This window comes from Nocardia sp. NPDC003979 (assembly GCF_053605015.1).
The window spans coordinates 136,816-154,901 of the sequence record NZ_JBSGIJ010000012.1 but is presented as its reverse complement, the minus strand read 5'-3'; the positions used below and the strand labels follow the sequence as shown (position 1 = coordinate 154,901).

Here is an 18,086-nt window from a genome sequence, read left to right as displayed (position 1 = left end):
GGTGACCGAGGTCGCCTCCGAGTTGATGGGTGTCGACGCCACGACCATGGTGGCGGCGAGCGAGCGGGTGCTCGCCGCACTCGTCGAACATTTCGACGTCGATTTCAGCTATCTGCGCCATACCGACCGCACCCGCCGCGCTACCGTGCTCGTCGCCGAATGGCCGCAGCGCGCGGATACTCCGGTGCCCGACCCGTTACGGGTGGTGGAGTTCGACAAGGCCGACTCGGTATTCCGCGCTCTCGAATTCGCCACCGAACCGCTGATCGTCCGGCCCGGTAACGACAGCGAGGACTACCAGGAAACGATCCGCAAATCCTCCGGCATCCCGCAGGTCGCCATGGCCTGTGTGCCGCTGGTTTCGCGGGGTGAGTCCACCGGTGTGCTCGGCTTCGTGAAGATGGGCGACCGCACCTGGACCAAGCGCGAACTCAATGTCCTCAAGGCGATCGCCGCCCTGTTCGCGCAACTGCAGGCGCGCGTGGTCGCCGAGGAGAAGCTGCGCTATATCGCCCTGCACGACGATCTCACCGGCCTGGCCAACCGGCGCGCCCTGCTCGAATACATGGAACGCAGGCTCGCGCCCGAAAACCCGGGCCCCGTCGCCACCTTCTTTCTCGATCTCGACCGGCTCAAGGCCCTCAACGATTTCCTCGGCCACAGCGCGGGCGACAATTTCATCCGTACTCTCGCCCGAAGGCTGAAACAGAACCTCGGGCCCGACGACATGATCGCCCGCCTCGGTGGCGACGAATTCGTGATCGTGCCCGCCGAACCGATGGACGCGGTCGCCGCAGAACTCGAGGCCGCGCGCATTCAGCAACTCATCGGGCGCCGGGTCTCGGTGGGCCAGGAGTCGGTGAGCCGGGGTGTGAGTGTCGGTGTGGCACTGGGTATTCCGGGCGAGACTTCGGTGTCGGACGTCCTGCGCCGAGCCGACCACGCGCTCCTGTCCGCCAAATCCGGTGGGGGCAACGGCGTCGCGGTGTTCACCGACGCCATGCGCGCGCAGTTCGAACTCCAGGACGATGTGGAGCTGAACCTGCGCAGCGCGGTCTCCGACGGGTCGCTGATCCTGCACTACCAGCCCGAGGTCGACCTGCGCACCGGCCGGATCGTCGCGCTAGAGGCGCTGGTGCGCTGGCAGCATCCCACCCGTGGCCTGTTACCACCCGGCGCTTTCGTGTCGGTGGCCGAGGCGACCAACCTGGCGGGCGAGCTCGGCCGCTGGGTGATCCGTTCGGCCTGTTCCCAATTCGCCGACTGGCGGCGGCGTGGCCTGGCGGCCAATGTCGTCATCCGGATCAATGTGTCGCCGGTGCAGCTGGTGAGCGCCGATTTCGTCGAGCGGATCGAGGACATCCTCCGCCTGTTCGAGATCGACGGCAGCTCGGTGTGCCTCGAGATCACCGAACATGTTGTCGTGCAAGACCTCGTGCGTACGCGAGTGACCCTGCGCGGGCTTAAGCGGATGGGCGTGCAGATCGCCATCGACGACTTCGGCACCGGTTACAGCTCGCTGTCACATCTGAAGGCCCTGCCGGTGGACGCGGTGAAGATCGACCGGGGTTTCGTGCAGCGCCTCGGCGACAGCAACGACGACCTCGCCATCGTGAAATCCATTATCGGTCTGGCCGGTTCGTTCGGGCTCGGCGTGGTCGGCGAGGGTGTGGAGACACCCATGGCGGCCCGGACCCTCGTCGGTCTCGGCTGCTACCGCGCCCAGGGCTTCCTGATCGCACGACCGATGCCCGCCGAGGAGGTCGAGGTTCAGCTTCGGGAGGGGCGTATTCCGCTCGATCTCGATCTCCCACGTGCCGGACGCGGCGTGGCACCCAGCTGAATGACCGCCGACGGGTGGTTACTGGTCGAGACCCTCACCGAGGATCTCGAACCGGCTCTTGTCGCCGACGACGCGCGGATCAGGGAATGGATTTCCCCACAACGCTGGTCACGCGCGATCGGCCCCGCCAAGGCGAAACTGCTGCGTGACGCGGTACACGGCCTGGAATCCGCGCGCCTGGGCGATACCGTCGTTGTCGTCGAACCCGTGCGGTGCGCACTGGGCGGGACACACGGCGTCCAGGTCTGGATCGGGCCCGCCGACGCGCCCGTGCCGCCACGCCGTCCCGTCGCGGCCTGGGATTGGGACGCCCGCACCGAACTCGCCCATCACGGGCCGGGTCTGGAGGAACTGATCTTCGCGCGCGAGCCCGGGGCCGTGCGGGTGGTGCGCACACCGCCCGAGGCGTTCGGGCGCATGGTCCGTTTCGACGGCCGGGTCGACTATTTCGCGATGGCGAGCACCCTCGAGCCAGGCGGGCGCTGGCAGGGGGTAGTCCACGTGCTCGGCGACGACGAACAGGTCCGCCGGTTCCAGATGGTGGCGCGGGCCCGGCCGGAGCTGCGCCGGGTGAGCGGATTGATGCACGCCGTCCCCGAACTCGGCGGCGAAACCGTCGACCTCGAGGTCGCGATGCTGCGCGCGGTGTCCAAGGGAGTGGATGTCGGTGCCGGGTTGATCCTGCTCGCCAGCGGCGTCATCTACGAATGGGTGGCTGATCCACCGCCGCCGCTGGATCGCTGGGCCGTCGAACGACCGACCATCGACCCCGCCGATCTGACCGCGTTGCGTGCCGCCTGTGCCGAGCTGGTGCACGCTCCGGACACGATGCGGCGCCTCACGCTGCGGGTGCGCTTCGCCGAGGGCGAGTGGATCCGCGCGCACGCCGAGCTGGCGACGGTCACCACGGCCGCCACCGGACACGGATTGCTCCGTGTCCGGCCCTCGCTCGACGGCGAAACGGGTTAAGCGGCTCTTTCACGGGTGTTCACCTGCCATTCCACGGGCAGGAGCCGCGAGTAACCCGGACGGCTGGACCATCGGCATGTGCGCATCGTGCAGCTAGCGAATTTCTACGGCCCACGATCCGGTGGGTTGCGCACCGCGCTGCACCACCTGGGGGAAGGGTATGTGGCCGCCGGACACGAGGTGGTGCTGATCGTGCCGGGTCCGCGCCGCAGCGAGGAAGTGCTGTCCACCGGGGCTTTGCGAATCACTTTGCCCGCCTTCGGCATTCCGTTCACCGGCGGGTACCGCGCGGCCGACCCGCGGGCGGTGGCCGACGTACTCGCCGGCCTGCGGCCCGATGTGCTCGAGGTGTCCGACCGGCTCACCCTGCGCGGTTTCGGACGGTGGGCCGGGCGGCGCGGCGTGACCAGCGTGATGATCTCGCACGAACGGCTCGACCGGCTGCTCGGTCAGGTACTCCCCGGGCCCGCCGCCCGGCGCTGCGCCGACGTCGCCAACCGGCGCACCGCCGACGACTACGACATGGTCGTGTGCACCACCGATTTCGCCCGCGAGGAGTTCTTGCGGATCGGTGCCCCCAATGTCGAACTCGTCCCGCTCGGTGTCGACCTCGACCTGTTCAGCCCGCGCAAGCGCGACCGGCAGCTCCGTGCCGACCTCGGCGTGAACGGTTATCCACTGCTCGTGCACTGCGGGCGGCTGTCGGTGGAGAAACGGGTGGACCGCAGCATCGAGGCGATCGGCGCCCTGCACCGCGCGGGCATGCCGACCCGCCTGGTCGTCGCGGGCGACGGCCCCCGCCGCGAATCCCTCGAACGCCGCGCCCGCACCCTGCCGCCCTTACCCGGCGGCGAACCGGCCGTGCACTTCACCGGTTTCATCAGCGACCGCGCCGAGGTGGCGACCCTGCTCGCCACCGCCGACGTCTCCCTGGCCCCCGGCCCCCACGAAACCTTCGGCCTCGCCGCCCTGGAAGCCCTGGCCGCGGGCACCCCCGTGGTGGCCAGCCGCTCCTCGGCCCTGGCCGACATCATCACCGCCGAATGCGGCGCCGTAGCCGCCGACCGCCCCCGAGCCTTCGCCCGAGCCGTCACCGACGTCCTCGCCATGCCGACCACCGACCGTCGCCAAGCCGCCCGCCACCGCGCCGAACAATTCACCTGGCCCCGGGCGGTGGCAGGCATGCTCGCGGTCCTGAACCGCTGACCTATCTCAGCCGGGCTACTTCCAGGTCTCGAGCAGACGGGTCGCTTCGGTGGCGAGCGCCGCCTGGAGGAAGGGGCCGAAGCTGATCCGGGCTACCCCGAGGTCGGCGAAATAGGACTTGGCGGGAGTTCCGGGTTGGCCGATCGCGTTGACCGGGCGCGGCAGTTCGGTGGTGAGGCGGCGAAGGGTTTCGTCGCTGTGGCGGCCGACGGGGTAGAGCACGTCGGCGCCCGCTTCGGCGGCGAGGGTGAGGCGGGCGACGGCGCGGTCGACGCGGTCGGCTTCCTCGCCGTCCTGACGCAGGAACAGGTCGGTGCGGGCATTGACGACCACGTGCACGCCGGTGGCGTCGGCGGCCTCGCGCAGGCCGCGCACCAGGTCGGCGTGCTCCTGGGCATCGCGCAGCCGCTTGCCCTCGCTGTGCACGGTGTCCTCGATATTGAGGCCGACGGCGCCCGCCCCGAGCAGGCCGTCGATGAGCTGCAACGGTTCGAGGCCGTACCCGGATTCGATGTCGACCGACACCGGCACCTCCACCGAGGCGGTCACCTGCGCGACACGCGCGAGCAGTTCGTCGAAGCTCATCCCCTCACCATCGGGGCGCCCGATCGAGTCAGCGACCGGATGACTGCCCATCGTCAGTCCCGAAAAGCCCGCACTCACAGCGGCATTCGCCGACCAGGCGTCCCACACCGTCGGCAGGACCACCGGGTCGCCGGGACGGTGCAGCGCGAGCAGGGACTTGGCGCGGGTCTCGAGTGAAGTCATACCGCGATGATGCCCCAGCCGTGCGGCAGTGGCTAGGCGCAGCCACTTTTCGGTGGGCAGTTGAGGTGTACATCGAGCACGCGCGCGCCCGGCCCCTCCGCGCCGAGGCGGTCGTGTTCGTTGACGAGCTTGCACGAACCCAGCGACAGGCAGCCGCAGCCGATGCAACCGGTGAGATTGTCGCGCAGGCGCGTGAGCTGGGTGATTCGTTCGTCGAGATCCGCACGCCAGGTGGTCGACACGGCCTCCCAATCGCGTCGGGTCGGTGTGCGGCCCTCGGGCAGCCGGTCGAGCGCGGAGCGGATATCGCTGAGCGGGATGCCGACGCGCTGGGAGATGCGGATGAACGCCACCCGCCGCAACGTCTCGCGTGCGTAGCGGCGTTGATTGCCACTGGTTCGACGACTCGTTATGAGACCTTCGCGTTCGTAGAAGTGCAACGCGGACACTGCAACTCCACTACGCTCGGAGAGCTGCCCGGGGGTCAGCTCCTTCGTTTGCCAATCGGCCGTCGTCATTTCCTGTCTCCTCCCGCTTTCACCTCAACCATACTTGAGGTACTTGTGTGGTGTACGAAAACGGGGTGACTCGGTGCGGGTCTTCCTGGCAGGCGCGCCCCGCTCGCATTACGGTTTCGGCATGGGAACGGACTCGCGCCTGGCTGTCACCTCCGAGGTCGGCACATTGCGCACGGTGCTGCTGCACCGGCCCGGCGATGAGCTGCGCAGGCTCACCCCGAGCAACAACGATCAGCTGCTCTTCGACGGCATCCCCTGGGTGGAACGCGCCCAGGAGGAACACGACGCCTTCGCCGCCGTCCTGCGCGGGCGTGGCGTGGAGGTGCTGCTGCTCGCCGACCTGCTCACCGAAACCCTCGCGACCAGCGGCGCCGCCCGTATCCAGGGCATCTCCGCCGCCGTCGACGCGCGCAGGCTCGGCCACGATCTCGCCGACCAGCTCGCCGCCGAACTCCGCAAGGTCGAGGCCCCCGAACTGGCCGACATACTCACGGCCGGAATGACTTTCGACGAACTGCCGTTCGGTCCCGACTCCACATCGCTGGTTCGGCGGATGCATCACGGTGCCGATTTCGTCATCGACCCGCTGCCCAACCTGCTGTTCACCCGCGACTCGTCGTTCTGGGTCGGTCCCAAGGTGGCGATCACCTCGCTCGCCCTGCCCGCGCGCAGTCGCGAAACCTCCATCACCGACCTCGTCTACGCCTTCCACCCCCGTTTCCTCGGCGTGCGCCGGGCCTACGAATCGCACACGGCCCCCATCGAAGGCGGTGATGTGCTGTTGCTCGCTCCCGGTGTCGTCGCGGTGGGCGTTGGCGAGCGAACCACCCCCGCCGGTGCGGAAGCGTTGGCGCGCAGTCTTTTCGACGACGACCTCGCGCACACCGTGCTGGTGGTGCCGATCGCCCAGAACCGTGCGACCATGCACCTGGACACCGTGTGCACCATGGTCGACACCGATGCGGTGGTGATGTACCCCGGTGTCCGGGAAACCCTGCAGGCCTTTACGATTCGCCGCGAGGACGGCTTCGCCGGACGTGGCGACACCGAACGCATCAGCATCAGCGGTCCCGAACCGTTCCTGCCCGCCGCTGCCGCCGCGATGGGTATCCCGACCCTGCGGGTGATCGACACCGGTCGCGACGGGCCCGCCGCCGAACGCGAGCAGTGGGACGACGGCAACAACACCCTCGCGCTCGCCCCCGGCGTCGTGGTGGCCTACGAACGCAACGAGATGACCAACTCCCGCCTGACCGACGCGGGGATCGAGGTGCTCACCATCCAGGGTTCGGAGCTGGGGTCCGGGCGCGGCGGCCCCCGATGCATGTCCTGCCCGCTGTCCCGAGACGAGGTGTGATGTTCCACGTCGAGCTGTCCGCCGATTCCACCCAGCCGCCCTACGAACAGTTGCGCATGGCGGTGATCGAACAGGTCCGCGCGGGCACGCTCACGGCGGGCACCAAGATCCCCACCGTGCGGGCGCTGGCCGCCGATCTCGGTATCGCACCGAACACCGTCGCCCGCGCCTACCGCGAACTCGAGGCCGACGGTGTCCTCGAAACCCGTGGCCGCCAGGGCTCTTTCATCGCGTCGTCGGGCGATCCGACCCGCGATATCGCCGGCCGCGCCGCCGTCGACTACGTGACGACCATCCGCAGGCTCGGCCTCACCGACGGCGACGCCATCGACTTCGTCCACCGTGCGCTCGGCTGAGGTGTCAGCGCCAGCTCGGTAACCAGAGGTGGTCCTGCCAGGTGGCGGGGCTGATCGGCATCCCGGTGAGAATGGGCCACAGCCAGACGAAATTCGCGATCACCAGGCCCAGGTAGATGGAGACGATCAGCAGCCCGAGGGCGTAGCGCTCGTCGACCGGGGCGGGCAGGTAGGTGCCCGTAGGGCTGCGCGGTATCCCCACCGGCCGCGACGAACCGAGGATGTCGCCGAGGACCAGCGCGATACCCATCACGAGGAACGGTGCGAGCACGACGGCGTAGAAGAAGTACATCTGCCGGTCGAGGGTGAGGAACCAGGGCAGCAGACCGGCGCCGTAGCCGACGAGCACCGCCGCGTACCGCCAGTCCCGCCGGGTGACGCTGCGCCAGATCATCCAGCCCAGCGCAGGCAGCGCGAGCCACCACAGTGCCGGGGTGCCGATGGCCATCACGGCCTTCACGCACTGCGCCTCGCCGCATCCGGTGACGGTGCCGTCGGCGTAGTAGTAGAGCATCGGGCGCAGACCCATCGGCCAGGTCCACGGCTTGGATTCCCACGGGTGGTGATTGCCCGCCGAATTGGTGAGAGTCGAATGGAAGTCCAGGGTTTCGCCCTGGTAGTACCAGAGCGAGCGCAGGGCGTCGGGCAGGAACGCGAATGCCCCACCGGTGCCGATCTGATTGCCGACCGCGTGCCGGTAGGTCCCGGTCTCGCTGGCGAACCACGCCCAATACGACGACAGGTACACCACGAGCGGAATGACGACGAGGGCGTACAGCGCTGGCCCCACATCGCGCACCAGCGCGCCGACCCACGGCTTGCGCACCCCGTACGCGCGCCGGGCGCTCACGTCGAACGCCACGCTCATCAGCCCGAAGAACATGATGAAGTAGATGCCCGACCATTTGGTTCCACAGGCCAGACCGAGCAGCACGCCGGCGCCGAAACGCCACCAGCGCACCCCTAGCCGGGGCCCCCAATCGGTGAGCCCGACGCGACCGGCCAGGTCGGCGGCGGCCATTCGCTCACGCACCTCGTCGCGATCGACGATCAGGCAGCCGAACGCGGCGGTGACCAGCAATGCCATGAAGATGTCGAGCATGCCGATGCGTGAGGACACGAAGGTCAGGCCGTCGGCGATGAGCAGGATGCCCGCGAACGCGCCGATCAAGGTGGAGCGCGACATCCGGCGCACGATCCGGATCACCAGCAGCACCAGCACGGTGCCCGCCAGGGCGGCGGTGCCGCGCCAGCCCCAGGCGTTGTAGCCGAACAGGGCCTCGCTGAGGGCGATGAACTGTTTGCCGACCGGGGGGTGCACGACCAGGCCGTAGGCGGGGTTGTCCTCGACGCCGCCGCCGGTGACCATCTGCCAGGCCTGCGGGGCGTAGTGCTTCTCGTCGAAAACCGGTGTGCGCGCGTCGGTAGGATAGTTCAGGTTCAGGAAGCGGGTGACGCCCGCGATCACCGTGAGCACCAGGGTGACCGCCCAGCCCCGCGCGGTGTCGAGCGGCCCGAAATCGGGGGCCGGTCGCAGCGGCACCGGGCTCACCACGGCCGACACCGGGCGCGTCGAACGGGCTTCGGTCACCGGGATCACGCCCCGATCGTAGGCGGTGCCACCGACTCGGGCCGAGCCGACACCGGTCGGGACCGGGTCACCTGACAGAATGGACGTCGCGCCATCCACTGGCACCGCGCGCCGCACGCACCGCCTGCGGCCGAACTCCCGGAGAGGCGGAACCCCACCGTGTTGGTCCTAGCGGCAACCCCGATGGGCGATATCGGCGATGCGTCGCAGCGTCTGCGCGACGCGCTCGGCACGGCCGACGTGGTCGCCGCCGAGGACACCCGCCGCACCAGATCGCTCGCCAAGGCTCTCGGTGTGGAGATCACCGGCCGCGTCGTCAGCTTCTACGACCATGTCGAGACCGCCCGCATTCCCGCCCTTCTCGACGACATCGCGAGCGGACTCACCGTGCTCCTGGTGACCGACGCGGGCATGCCGTCGGTGAGCGACCCCGGTTATCGGCTGGTGGCCGCCGCCGTGGAACGCGACCTGCCCGTCACCTGCCTGCCCGGCCCGTCGGCCGTCACCACCGCGCTCGCCCTGTCGGGCCTGCCGGTCGAACGGTTCTGCTTCGACGGTTTCGCACCGCGCAAAGGCGGCCAGCGCCGGGAGTGGTTGCGCACCTTGGCTTCCGAACAACGCGCCTGCGTCTTCTTCGAAGCACCCCACCGCCTGGCCGACTGCCTCGCCGACGCCGTCACCGTCCTCGGCCCGGACCGCCGCGCCGCCGTCTGCCGCGAACTCACCAAAACCTACGAAGAAGTCGTCCGCGGCACCCTCGGCGAACTCGCCGAATGGGCGGTCGACGGCGCGCGCGGCGAAATCACCGTGGTTCTCGCAGGCGCCCAACCGGTTACGGCCGAACCGGCCCAACTCGTCGACGAAGTCGAAACCCTCGTCGCGAGCGGTATGCGCCTCAAAGACGCCTGCGCGGAAGTATCGGCAGGCCGAGGCGCCTCCCGCCGCGAACTCTACGACGCCGTACTCGCCGCCCGCTCCGCCGAGTGAAGACGACACTGCGGCGCATCCGAGATCGGGTGCACCGCAGTTGTTCCGGATCTACTCCTTCGGCTCCACGTACCGGGGGAACACCGGTTCCGGGGCCGGGAGGTCGGTGCCGGGGACGAGGGGGGTGGGGATGTCGGCGAAGGTGCGGGCCTCCTGGCCGAGGAGGTCGAGGATCTTCGCGGCGGAGCCGGGCATCACCGGCTGGACCAGGATCGCGACGATGCGGACCACCTCGAGGGTGACATAGAGGACCGTCGCCATGCGGGCCAGGTCTTCCTCGGTGCCCGACTTGCGCAGGGCCCAGGGGGCATTGGCGGAGAAGTAGCGGTTGGTCTCGCCGAGGGTGAGCCAGACGGCTTCCAGGGCCAGGTGCATCTGCTGGGCGTCGAATTCGGTGCGGCACTTGTCGAGCAGGCCCGCCGCGCGGTCGAGCAGGGCGCGGTCATCGGCGGTGAGTTCGCCCGGCGTGGGGACCTTGGCGTCGCAGTTCTTGTTGACCATGGTCAGGCTGCGCTGCACCAGGTTGCCGAACTCGTTGGCCAGGTCGCTGTTGATGCGGCCCGCGATGGCCTCGTTGCTGTAGCTGCCGTCCTGGCCGTAGGAGATCTCACGCAGCAGGAAGAAGCGCACCTGGTCGAGACCGTAGGTGGAGACCAGTTCGAGCGGGTCGACGATATTGCCCGTCGACTTCGACATCTTCTCGCCCTTGTTGTACAGGAACCCGTGCACGAACACGCGCTCCGGCAGTTCGATACCCGCCGACATCAGGAACGCGGGCCAGTACACCGTGTGGAAGCGAGTGATGTCCTTTCCGATGATGTGCACGTTCGCCGGCCAGAACTTGCGGAACCGCTCGGAGTCGGTATCCGGGAAGCCCACGCCGGTCAGGTAATTGGTGAGCGCGTCGACCCACACGTACATCACGTGATCGGGATGACCGGGCACCGGAACACCCCAGTCGAAGGTGGTGCGCGAGATCGACAGATCCTTCAGCCCGGCCTTGACGTAGCTCACGATCTCGTTGCGCCGGGTGGCCGGGGCGATGAATTCGGGGTGCGTCTCGTAGAGCTCGAGCAGTTTGTCCTGGTACTGCGAGAGCTTGAAGAAGTAGTTCGACTCCTCGGTCCAGGTGACCGGGGTCTGCGTCTCGGTGGACACGCGGGTGCCGTCGTCGAGGAGGGTGGTCTCCTCCTCGGTGTAGAACGCCTCGTCGCGCACCGAGTACCACCCGGAGTAGTTGTCGAGGTAGATGTCGCCGTTGGCGAGCATGCGCTCCCAGATGGCGACGCTCGCGGCCTTGTGGTCCTCGTCGGTGGTGCGGATGAAGCGGTCGAAGGAGACGTCGAGGGCCTTGTCCATGGCCTCGAACACGTCGGAGTTGCGTGCGGCGAGTTCCTGTACCGGAACGCCTTCGGCGGCCGCGGTCTGCTGCATCTTCTGGCCGTGCACGTCGGTGCCGGTCATGAAGAACACGTCGTAGCCGTCGAGACGCTTGAAGCGGGCAAGCGCGTCGGTGGAGATGTACTCGTACGCGTGCCCCATATGCGGTGCACCGTTCGGGTAGGCGATGGCCGTGGTGATGTAGAAGGCCGGCTGCTGCTCGCTTCGCTCGCTCATGATGGCAACTACTGTAATCCGCGTGGCAAACCAGAATCGTCCGGCTCCGCCTCCTCCCGCACCGCTCGCGCCGCTGATCGACGCGCACACCCACCTCGACGCCTGCGGTGCGACCGATGCCGCCTCGACCACCGCGATCGTCGACCGGGCCGCCGCCGTCGGTGTGGGCCATGTGGTGACGGTCGCCGACGACCTCGCCGCCGCGCAGTGGGCGGTCCGGGCCGCGAACTGGGACCCGCGCGTGTACGCGGCTGTCGCGCTGCACCCCACCCGCGCCAACGCCCTCGACGACAAGGCCATGGCCGAACTGGAGAACCTCGCCACCGACCCCCGCGTCGTCGCGATCGGTGAGACCGGCCTGGACTACTACTGGCCGGGCAAACTCGACGGTTGCGCCGACATCGAGACCCAGATCGAGGGTTTCCGCTGGCACATCGACCTGGCCAAGCGGGTGCGCAAGCCGCTGATGATCCACAACCGCGAGGCCGACCACGACCTGCTCGCGGTGCTGCTCGACGAGGGCGCCCCCGACACGGTGATCTTGCACTGCTTCTCCTCGGACGCGAACATGGCGCAGGCATGTGTGGCCGAGGGATACGTGCTCAGTTTTTCCGGAACGGTGAGTTTCAAGAACGCGCACGAATTGCGTGAGGCGGCGAAACTGGTGCCCGGCGATCAGATCTTGGTGGAAACCGATGCGCCGTATCTCACGCCGCATCCGTATCGAGGCGCGCCGAACGAGTCGTATTGCCTGCCGTACACGGTGCGTGCACTGGCCGAGGTCCGGGAGCAGGATCCGGCGGAACTGGCGGAGATCACCACGGCGAACGCGCGACGGCTCTATCGCATCCGATAAGTCCGTTTTTCAGGGGCCTGAACAATAAACGTGTTCCGCGTCACAATCTCGTGTCGAAGCTGTTATCTACCTGCGGCGTCTATATCGGATCGTAATGTGTAGTCCCGCTGATCGGGTGGCACCCTGTTGTCCGCAGTCGACCTTGTCGTTATCGTTCCGTAACCATGTCGGCTTTCGCACGGATCAACTCGTCCCGCTCGCCGCTGCTGTACGCGGCGGCGGCGGCCCTGTTGCTGGTGTTGCTCGTCGGCGCCTCGATGGCCATCGTCAACCACAAGACCGTGGCGATCGTGGTCGACGGGGAACGCGTCGAGCTCACCACGATGTCGCGCGATGTGCGCGCGATCCTCGACGACGCGGGCTACGAACTCACCGAACACGACGACGTCCGCCCGGCGGCCGGCACGAAGGTGTCCGACGGCGCGACCATCACCCTCAACCGTGGCCGCGAGATCACGGTGATCGTCGACGGCGCCGAACGCAAGGTGTGGACCACCGGCATCACCGCCGGTGAGGCGCTCGCGCAGATGCAGATCCCGGCCGACACCCACGTGGTGCCCACCCGCACCGAGAAGCTGCCGCTGGCCGGTGCCGCGCTGAGCGTGTACACCCCGCGCACCGTCACCGTCGTCGACGGTGGTGGCGAACCGGTCGACGTGCGACTGGCCGCCCCGACCGTCGGCGATTTCCTCACCGCCGCGGGCATCCCGCTCAAAGACCAGGACTTCGCCGAGCCCGCCGCGAGCACCCCGCTCACCGGCGATATGAAGGTCACCGTCACCCGTCAGCGCGTCGAGGAGCGCACCGAGACCCTGCCGCTGGAACCCACCGAGCAGGTGATCGAGGACGTCACCATGAACATGAGCCGCACCGTCGTGGAGAACCCCGGTGCGCCCGGCCTGCACGAGGCGACTTTCGCGGTGACCATGATCAACGGTGTGGAAGCCCATCGCGTGCAGACCAATTCGAAGGTCATCACTCCCGCCCAGCCCAAGACGATCCGCAAGGGCGCCAAGCCGGGCACCGAGGTGCCGCCGGTCCGCGACGGCGACATCTGGGACGCGCTGGCCAAGTGCGAGTCGACCGGCAACTGGTCGATCAACACCGGCAACGGCTACTACGGCGGCATCCAGTTCGACCAGAGCACCTGGGAACGCCAGGGCGGCCTCAAATACGCCCCCCGCGCCGACCTGGCCACCCGCGAGGAACAGATCGCCATCGCCGAAGTGACCCGCGCCCGCCAGGGCTGGGGCGCCTGGCCCGCCTGCACCGGCCGCCTGGGCCTGAGCTGATCAGGTAAGTCGCTGGCACGGCGGGGGATTGCCGTGCGGTAGCGTGCACTCGTTTCGCCGGGTCTGCTGTGCTCGTGCGGTGGGGTCGGCTTCGGACGAGTCGACGGGTGGTTGAGATGCGCGGTGTTTCGGCGTTGCGATGCGCGGCTGCGGCGGTGGCTGTTTCGGTGGGACTCGGAATCGGTGCGCCGGGTGCGCGCGCGGAGTCGCCCGGGGAGGTGCTCGCCGTGATGCCCGCGGTACTGCGCGGACTGAATGCCGAGATCATCGACTACTCGACCAGGGGAGTCGGCGGGGCGACCCAGCCGGCCAGTGGCGTGCTGTATCTGCCCGACGGCCCCGCGCCCGAGGGCGGGTGGCCGATCGTCGCCTACGACCACGGCACCACCGGGCTCGGTTCCGGTTGCGGTGGGCAATCGGATCCGGCGGGGGCGCCGTGGCCGGAATCGCAAGTGGGGCAAGACGAATTCATCCGACACGTGGTGGCAGGTGGGTTCGCGGTGGTTGCCCCGGATTATCTGGGGCTCGGTCGGTTCGACACCGGGCCGCATCCGTACCTCGACATCGATACCGAGGCGACCGCCACGCTCGATCTGCTGCGCGCGGCCCGGTCGATGCATCCGGAGCTTTCGCCGGTGTGGTTGGCATCGGGGATGTCGCAGGGTGGGCATGCCGCGCTCGCCACCGCGCACCGGCAGGCGAGCTACGCGCCGGAGCTGGATTTCCGTGGCACCATCGCCGTCGATCCGGCCTCGGATGTGGAGAAGGTCGCCCCGCTGCTCGGTCCGGGCAACCCGGACCGCGTGAGCGGCGGCACCCTCGGCTTCTCGGCGAGCATTCTCGCCGGCTTGCGTGCAGCCCGGCCGGAGGCGCAGGTCGACAGCTACCTCAGCCCGCTCGGTCGGCAGGTGCTCGACGAGATCGGCACGCTGTGCCAGGACGCCATCGACGACCGCGTCGCCGACCTCTCTCTCGGCGACCTGCTGTCGCGCTCGCTCGGCGAGGAACCGCTGCGCTCGGTGATGACCGACTACATGGCCGTGCCGACCAGCGGTTACGACGCACCGATCCTGCTGCTGGTGAACGCCACCGACCGGACGGTGCCGTCCCCGCTGCACGCGGCGCTCGCGGCGCAGTTCGCCGCGGGCGGCGTGGCATTCGAGACGGTGGTCGGCACGGGGAGTCACACCCAGCTGAGCCCGGCGATGTGGGTGGCTATCGATCAATTCCTGGCTCGAGCACGCTGATCCCGACCACCTATCTGTACACTCGTCCAAGTTCATGATCCCCCTGGTGGAGAGACGAGTCCATGTCTGACAAGCCGATCAGAGCGGCCGTTGTCGCGGCCCTGACCTCCGCCGCGCTGCTCGCCGGTCTGGCTCCCGCGTCCGCCGAAACGCCCGGCTCGCTCATCTCGGCCCAGGCCGAGGCGGCGGGCTGGCACGGCCTGGATCGTGGCTCCTCCATCGAGTACTGGATGACCGACTCCGCCGGCGTCGCCCGCCCGGCCAGCGGTGCGCTGTTCCTGCCGAGCGGTGACGCACCCGCCACCGGCTGGCCGATCATCGCCTACGACCACGGCAGTTCCGGCTCCGGCCGGGGCTGCGGCGGTCAGGCCGACCCGGAAACCGCGCCGTTCCCGGCGCAGCGCGCGGCCGAGGACCGGCTCATCAAACGCTTCGTCGAGCAGGGCTTCGCCGTCGTCACGCCCGACTACCTTGGCCTGGGCCGCTTCGACACCGGTCCGCATCCGTATCTCGAGGTGCGCAGCGAGGCGACCGCGACCATCGATCTGGTCCGCGCGGCTCGCGCCGCCGAACCCGGTCTGTCGCGCACGTGGAGCGTGGTCGGTACCTCACAGGGTGGGCACGCGGCGCTGAGCTCGGCACACGTCCAGTCCTCCTACGCTCCCGAACTCGATTTCCGGGGCACGGTCGCCATCGATGCTGCCTCCGATGTCGAGAAGGTCCTGCCGTTCATGGGACCGGACGTGCCCGGCCCGCCGGGGAGCACGATCTTCCTCGTCAGCATCCTCGCGGGTCTGCGCGCCACCCACCCCGAACTCGACGTGGACTCCTACCTCACGCCGCGTGGCAAGGCCGTCATCGACGCGGCCGCGGGCCAGTGCCTCGACACGATCGTCGCCGAGACCAAGGGGATGACCTCGCGCGATATGTTCGTCCGTCCGATCGAACCGCTGCGCGGCGCCCTCGCGGCCTACATGGCCCTGCCGACCAGCGGCTACGACGCGCCGATCCTGCTGACCATGAATGTCACCGACACGATCGTCCCGTCCCCGCTGCACGCGGCGCTGGTCGCTCAGTTCGCCGTGAACGGAGTGGACCACCAGGTGCTGCCCGGCACCGGCACACACGGCTCGGTGACACCGGCCCAGCTCGATGCCATCGATGCCTTCCTCGCCCGGGTCAACGCCGCCCCGCCACAGCGCTGAGCTGCCCGATCGGCGAGGTTGGTAAGTTCTAGCAGTGTCCGAACCCGATAATTCCGCTCGTGGTCCCGCCGCGCTGCTCGGTCCCGCCGAGGTGCGTACGCTGGCCGAACGCTTCGGCGTGCGACCGACCAAACAGCTCGGGCAGAACTTCGTCCACGACGCGAACACGGTGCGGCGCATCGTGTCCGCGGCGGGTGTCGGTCGCGGCGACACGGTGCTCGAGGTCGGCCCCGGTCTCGGCTCGCTGACGCTGGCCCTGCTCGATGTGGTCGATCAGGTGGTCGCCGTGGAGATCGACCCGGTGCTCGCGAACTACCTGCCCGAAACCGTCGCCGATCGCGCTCCCGACCTGGTCGGGAATCTGCGGGTGGTCGAGGCCGACGCGCTCCGTGTGCGCGCCGATCAGCTGCCCGCCGAACCGACCGCGCTGGTGGCGAACCTGCCGTACAACGTGGCCGTGCCGGTGCTGCTGCACCTGCTCGCCGAGTTGCCGAGCATCAAGGTCTCGCTGGTGATGGTGCAGGCCGAGGTGGCCGACCGGCTAGCCGCCGAACCGGGCAACCGGGTGTATGGGGTGCCGAGCGTCAAGGCAGGTTTCTTCGGGAAGGTCAGGCGCGCGGGTCATGTGGGTACACAGGTGTTCTGGCCGGTGCCGCGGGTGGAATCGGGCCTGGTCCGCATCGATCGGTATGCCGAACCGCCGTGGCCGATGGACGACGCGCATCGCAGGCGGGTGTTCGAGGTGATCGACTCGGCCTTCGCCCAGCGGCGAAAGACCTTGCGGGCTGCGCTGTCCGGTTGGGCGGGTTCGCCCGCCGAGGCCGAGCGCAGGCTGGTCGCCGCGGGTATCGATCCGACGGCGCGTGGTGAGACTCTCGAGACCGCCGCGTTCGTGAAACTGGCTGCTCAGGGCTGAACCCTTGTGGCCCGCACCCCGTCGGTGCGGGCCACAGCAGGATCAGCGGGCGAGTTCGTAACCCGCCTCGTCGACGGCGGCGGCCACCTCGGCCTCGGACACCTCGTTCGCGCTGTCGACGCGCACGAGTCCGCTGGCCAGGTCGACGTCGACGCTGGTGACGCCGTCGATCTTGCCGATCTCCTGCTTGACCGAGCTCACGCAGTGTCCGCAGGTCATCCCCGTGACGGTGTAAGTGGTGGTGGCCATGGCCGACTCCTTCGCTCGAATATACGGTCCCTGGGTATGCCCCCGACACGAATGAACATACCCCCCGTGGGTACTGAGCGCAAGCCCTCGGTTCGTCCATCGCGGATACCCACCGACCGGTCGGCCGTTTCTGCGCCCATACTCGTCGGTACTACCGGTTACGCTTGGTGATCGTGCTGTCAGTTGTGCCCAGCCCGGTCGTCGTGCGCGCTCCTTCGAAGGTGAATCTGCATCTCGGAGTCGGTGATCTGCGCGCCGACGGGTACCACGACCTGACCACGGTCTTCCAGGCATTATCCCTGTCCGACGACCTACGATTGGCCCCCGCCGCTTCGCTCACCGTCCGGGTGACAGGCGAGGGCGCGGCGCAGGTCCCCACCGACCGGACCAACCTCGTCTGGCAGGCCGCCGTCGCGCTCGCCCACCTGGCCGGGCGTGCGCCACTGGTGGAGATCGCCATCGCCAAGGGCATCCCGGTGGCCGGTGGCATGGCGGGCGGCAGCGCCGACGCGGCCGCCGCGCTCGTCGGGCTCAACGAGCTGTGGGACCTCGGCCTCGGCCGCGACGAACTGACCTCGGTCGCCGCCGAACTCGGCAGCGACGTGCCGTTCGCCCTGCACGGCGGCACCGCACTCGGCACCGGTCGTGGTGAACAGCTGCTGCCGGTGCTGTCGCGCAACACTTTTCACTGGGTACTCGCCCTCGCCAAGGACGGGCTGTCCACCCCGTCGGTCTTCCGTGAACTCGACCGCCTGCGCGAGGAAGGCGACCCGCCGCGCCTCGGCGACCCGCAGAAACTCCTGCAGGCCTTGGCCGCAGGCGACCCGCACGCCCTCGCCCCGCTGCTCGGCAACGACCTGCAGGCAGCCGCCCTCTCCCTGAAACCGGAACTGCGCCGCACCTTGCGCGCCGGGGTCGGAGCCGGTGCGCTGGCCGGGCTGGTGTCGGGGTCCGGCCCGACCTGTGCGTTCCTGTGTGAGACGGAGGAGGCGGCCATCGCGGTGGCCGCCGAACTGGCCGGAGCGGGCGTGTGCCGCAGCGTGCGCACGGCGAGTGGCCCGGTACCCGGCGCGCGAGTGCTCGACCACGAAGCGCACTGAACGCGGCGG

The 18,086-nt window shown here is 68.9% G+C and carries 17 protein-coding genes; 12 read left to right on the top strand and 5 right to left on the bottom strand.

The genetic code is table 11. The features are described from left to right. Window positions 1-25 precede the first annotated feature (25 nt). The 3 genes from ACWEVR_RS23970 to ACWEVR_RS23960 all read left to right on the top strand — a co-directional run bounded on the left by ACWEVR_RS23970 (window position 26) and on the right by ACWEVR_RS23960 (window position 4,018). Window positions 26-1,843, top strand: a complete 1,818-nt coding sequence (locus ACWEVR_RS23970; protein WP_067485939.1) for a putative bifunctional diguanylate cyclase/phosphodiesterase — start codon at window positions 26-28, stop codon at window positions 1,841-1,843. Further along, a complete protein-coding gene (locus ACWEVR_RS23965; RefSeq protein WP_452468802.1) occupies window positions 1,844-2,812 on the top strand; it encodes a GAF domain-containing protein in 969 nt (322 codons plus the stop codon). A gap of 78 nt (window positions 2,813-2,890) precedes the next feature. After that, window positions 2,891-4,018 carry a glycosyltransferase gene (locus ACWEVR_RS23960; RefSeq protein ID WP_452468801.1) on the top strand — a complete coding sequence of 376 codons (1,128 nt, stop codon included), beginning with the start codon at window positions 2,891-2,893 and terminating at the stop codon, window positions 4,016-4,018. Window positions 4,019-4,033: 15 nt separating this feature from the next. Here ACWEVR_RS23960 and ACWEVR_RS23955 read toward each other — a convergent pair whose 3' ends face one another. Together ACWEVR_RS23955 and soxR are read right to left on the bottom strand one after the other, a co-directional pair. Next, complete coding sequence (locus tag ACWEVR_RS23955) at window positions 4,034-4,786, bottom strand: isocitrate lyase/PEP mutase family protein (RefSeq protein WP_452468800.1); 753 nt, start codon at window positions 4,784-4,786, stop codon at window positions 4,034-4,036. 32 nt (window positions 4,787-4,818) lie between these two features. Beyond that, the gene (soxR, locus tag ACWEVR_RS23950; RefSeq protein ID WP_067485487.1) at window positions 4,819-5,304 is read right to left on the bottom strand and encodes a redox-sensitive transcriptional activator SoxR; all 486 of its coding nucleotides are present in this window, start codon (window positions 5,302-5,304) and stop codon (window positions 4,819-4,821) included. Window positions 5,305-5,425: 121 nt separating this feature from the next. Here soxR and arcA point away from each other — a divergent pair, with 121 nt between their 5' ends. Both arcA and ACWEVR_RS23940 read left to right on the top strand, forming a co-directional pair. Beyond that, window positions 5,426-6,661, top strand: a complete 1,236-nt coding sequence (gene arcA, locus ACWEVR_RS23945) for an arginine deiminase (protein WP_452468799.1) — start codon at window positions 5,426-5,428, stop codon at window positions 6,659-6,661. Next, on the top strand, window positions 6,661-7,017 hold the full coding sequence (locus ACWEVR_RS23940) for a GntR family transcriptional regulator (protein ID WP_452468798.1): 357 nt from the start codon (window positions 6,661-6,663) through the stop codon (window positions 7,015-7,017). The genes arcA and ACWEVR_RS23940 overlap by 1 nt, the downstream gene beginning before the upstream one ends. A gap of 4 nt (window positions 7,018-7,021) precedes the next feature. Here ACWEVR_RS23940 and ACWEVR_RS23935 read toward each other — a convergent pair whose 3' ends face one another. Next, window positions 7,022-8,572 carry a dolichyl-phosphate-mannose--protein mannosyltransferase gene (locus tag ACWEVR_RS23935; protein ID WP_452468823.1) on the bottom strand — a complete coding sequence of 517 codons (1,551 nt, stop codon included), beginning with the start codon at window positions 8,570-8,572 and terminating at the stop codon, window positions 7,022-7,024. Window positions 8,573-8,767: 195 nt separating this feature from the next. Here ACWEVR_RS23935 and rsmI point away from each other — a divergent pair, with 195 nt between their 5' ends. Continuing rightward, the gene (gene rsmI / locus ACWEVR_RS23930; RefSeq protein ID WP_452468797.1) at window positions 8,768-9,595 is read left to right on the top strand and encodes a 16S rRNA (cytidine(1402)-2'-O)-methyltransferase; all 828 of its coding nucleotides are present in this window, start codon (window positions 8,768-8,770) and stop codon (window positions 9,593-9,595) included. Between the two features lie 51 nt (window positions 9,596-9,646). On the opposite strand, the gene metG is transcribed toward rsmI, so the two are convergent. After that, window positions 9,647-11,212 carry a methionine--tRNA ligase gene (gene metG, locus ACWEVR_RS23925; RefSeq protein WP_452468796.1) on the bottom strand — a complete coding sequence of 522 codons (1,566 nt, stop codon included), beginning with the start codon at window positions 11,210-11,212 and terminating at the stop codon, window positions 9,647-9,649. Window positions 11,213-11,234: 22 nt separating this feature from the next. Between metG and ACWEVR_RS23920 the strand changes: the two genes are divergently transcribed. The 5 genes from ACWEVR_RS23920 to rsmA all read left to right on the top strand — a co-directional run bounded on the left by ACWEVR_RS23920 (window position 11,235) and on the right by rsmA (window position 16,728). Beyond that, window positions 11,235-12,068, top strand: a complete 834-nt coding sequence (locus tag ACWEVR_RS23920; protein ID WP_452468795.1) for a TatD family hydrolase — start codon at window positions 11,235-11,237, stop codon at window positions 12,066-12,068. 164 nt (window positions 12,069-12,232) lie between these two features. Further along, the gene (locus ACWEVR_RS23915) at window positions 12,233-13,360 is read left to right on the top strand and encodes a resuscitation-promoting factor (protein WP_067485499.1); all 1,128 of its coding nucleotides are present in this window, start codon (window positions 12,233-12,235) and stop codon (window positions 13,358-13,360) included. Window positions 13,361-13,476: 116 nt separating this feature from the next. After that, window positions 13,477-14,607 (top strand): lipase family protein, encoded by a 1,131-nt coding sequence (locus ACWEVR_RS23910; protein WP_452468822.1) that lies wholly within the window; start codon window positions 13,477-13,479, stop codon window positions 14,605-14,607. Between the two features lie 62 nt (window positions 14,608-14,669). Continuing rightward, window positions 14,670-15,812, top strand: a complete 1,143-nt coding sequence (locus ACWEVR_RS23905; protein WP_067637941.1) for a lipase family protein — start codon at window positions 14,670-14,672, stop codon at window positions 15,810-15,812. Between the two features lie 34 nt (window positions 15,813-15,846). Continuing rightward, complete coding sequence (gene rsmA, locus ACWEVR_RS23900; protein WP_452468794.1) at window positions 15,847-16,728, top strand: 16S rRNA (adenine(1518)-N(6)/adenine(1519)-N(6))-dimethyltransferase RsmA; 882 nt, start codon at window positions 15,847-15,849, stop codon at window positions 16,726-16,728. 42 nt (window positions 16,729-16,770) lie between these two features. Here the strand turns inward: rsmA and ACWEVR_RS23895 are convergent, their stop codons facing one another. Beyond that, complete coding sequence (locus ACWEVR_RS23895; RefSeq protein WP_067485507.1) at window positions 16,771-16,977, bottom strand: cation transporter; 207 nt, start codon at window positions 16,975-16,977, stop codon at window positions 16,771-16,773. 173 nt (window positions 16,978-17,150) lie between these two features. On the opposite strand from ACWEVR_RS23895, the gene ACWEVR_RS23890 reads away from it, so the two are divergent. After that, the gene (locus ACWEVR_RS23890) at window positions 17,151-18,077 is read left to right on the top strand and encodes a 4-(cytidine 5'-diphospho)-2-C-methyl-D-erythritol kinase (RefSeq protein WP_452468793.1); all 927 of its coding nucleotides are present in this window, start codon (window positions 17,151-17,153) and stop codon (window positions 18,075-18,077) included. Window positions 18,078-18,086 lie beyond the last annotated feature (9 nt).

Bases quoted from the DNA above. Each gene is read 5' to 3' on its own strand.
- ACWEVR_RS23970 (WP_067485939.1), top strand. From the start codon at position 26: ATGGGTGTCGACGCCACGACCATGGTGGCGGCGAGCGAGCGGGTGCTC.
- ACWEVR_RS23965 (WP_452468802.1), top strand. From the start codon at position 1,844: ATGACCGCCGACGGGTGGTTACTGGTCGAGACCCTCACCGAGGATCTC.
- ACWEVR_RS23955 (WP_452468800.1), bottom strand. From the start codon at position 4,786: ATGACTTCACTCGAGACCCGCGCCAAGTCCCTGCTCGCGCTGCACCGT.
- soxR (WP_067485487.1), bottom strand. From the start codon at position 5,304: ATGACGACGGCCGATTGGCAAACGAAGGAGCTGACCCCCGGGCAGCTC.
- arcA (WP_452468799.1), top strand. From the start codon at position 5,426: ATGGGAACGGACTCGCGCCTGGCTGTCACCTCCGAGGTCGGCACATTG.
- ACWEVR_RS23940 (WP_452468798.1), top strand. From the start codon at position 6,661: ATGTTCCACGTCGAGCTGTCCGCCGATTCCACCCAGCCGCCCTACGAA.
- metG (WP_452468796.1), bottom strand. From the start codon at position 11,212: ATGAGCGAGCGAAGCGAGCAGCAGCCGGCCTTCTACATCACCACGGCC.
- ACWEVR_RS23915 (WP_067485499.1), top strand. From the start codon at position 12,233: ATGTCGGCTTTCGCACGGATCAACTCGTCCCGCTCGCCGCTGCTGTAC.
- ACWEVR_RS23910 (WP_452468822.1), top strand. From the start codon at position 13,477: ATGCGCGGTGTTTCGGCGTTGCGATGCGCGGCTGCGGCGGTGGCTGTT.
- ACWEVR_RS23905 (WP_067637941.1), top strand. From the start codon at position 14,670: ATGTCTGACAAGCCGATCAGAGCGGCCGTTGTCGCGGCCCTGACCTCC.
- ACWEVR_RS23895 (WP_067485507.1), bottom strand. From the start codon at position 16,977: ATGGCCACCACCACTTACACCGTCACGGGGATGACCTGCGGACACTGC.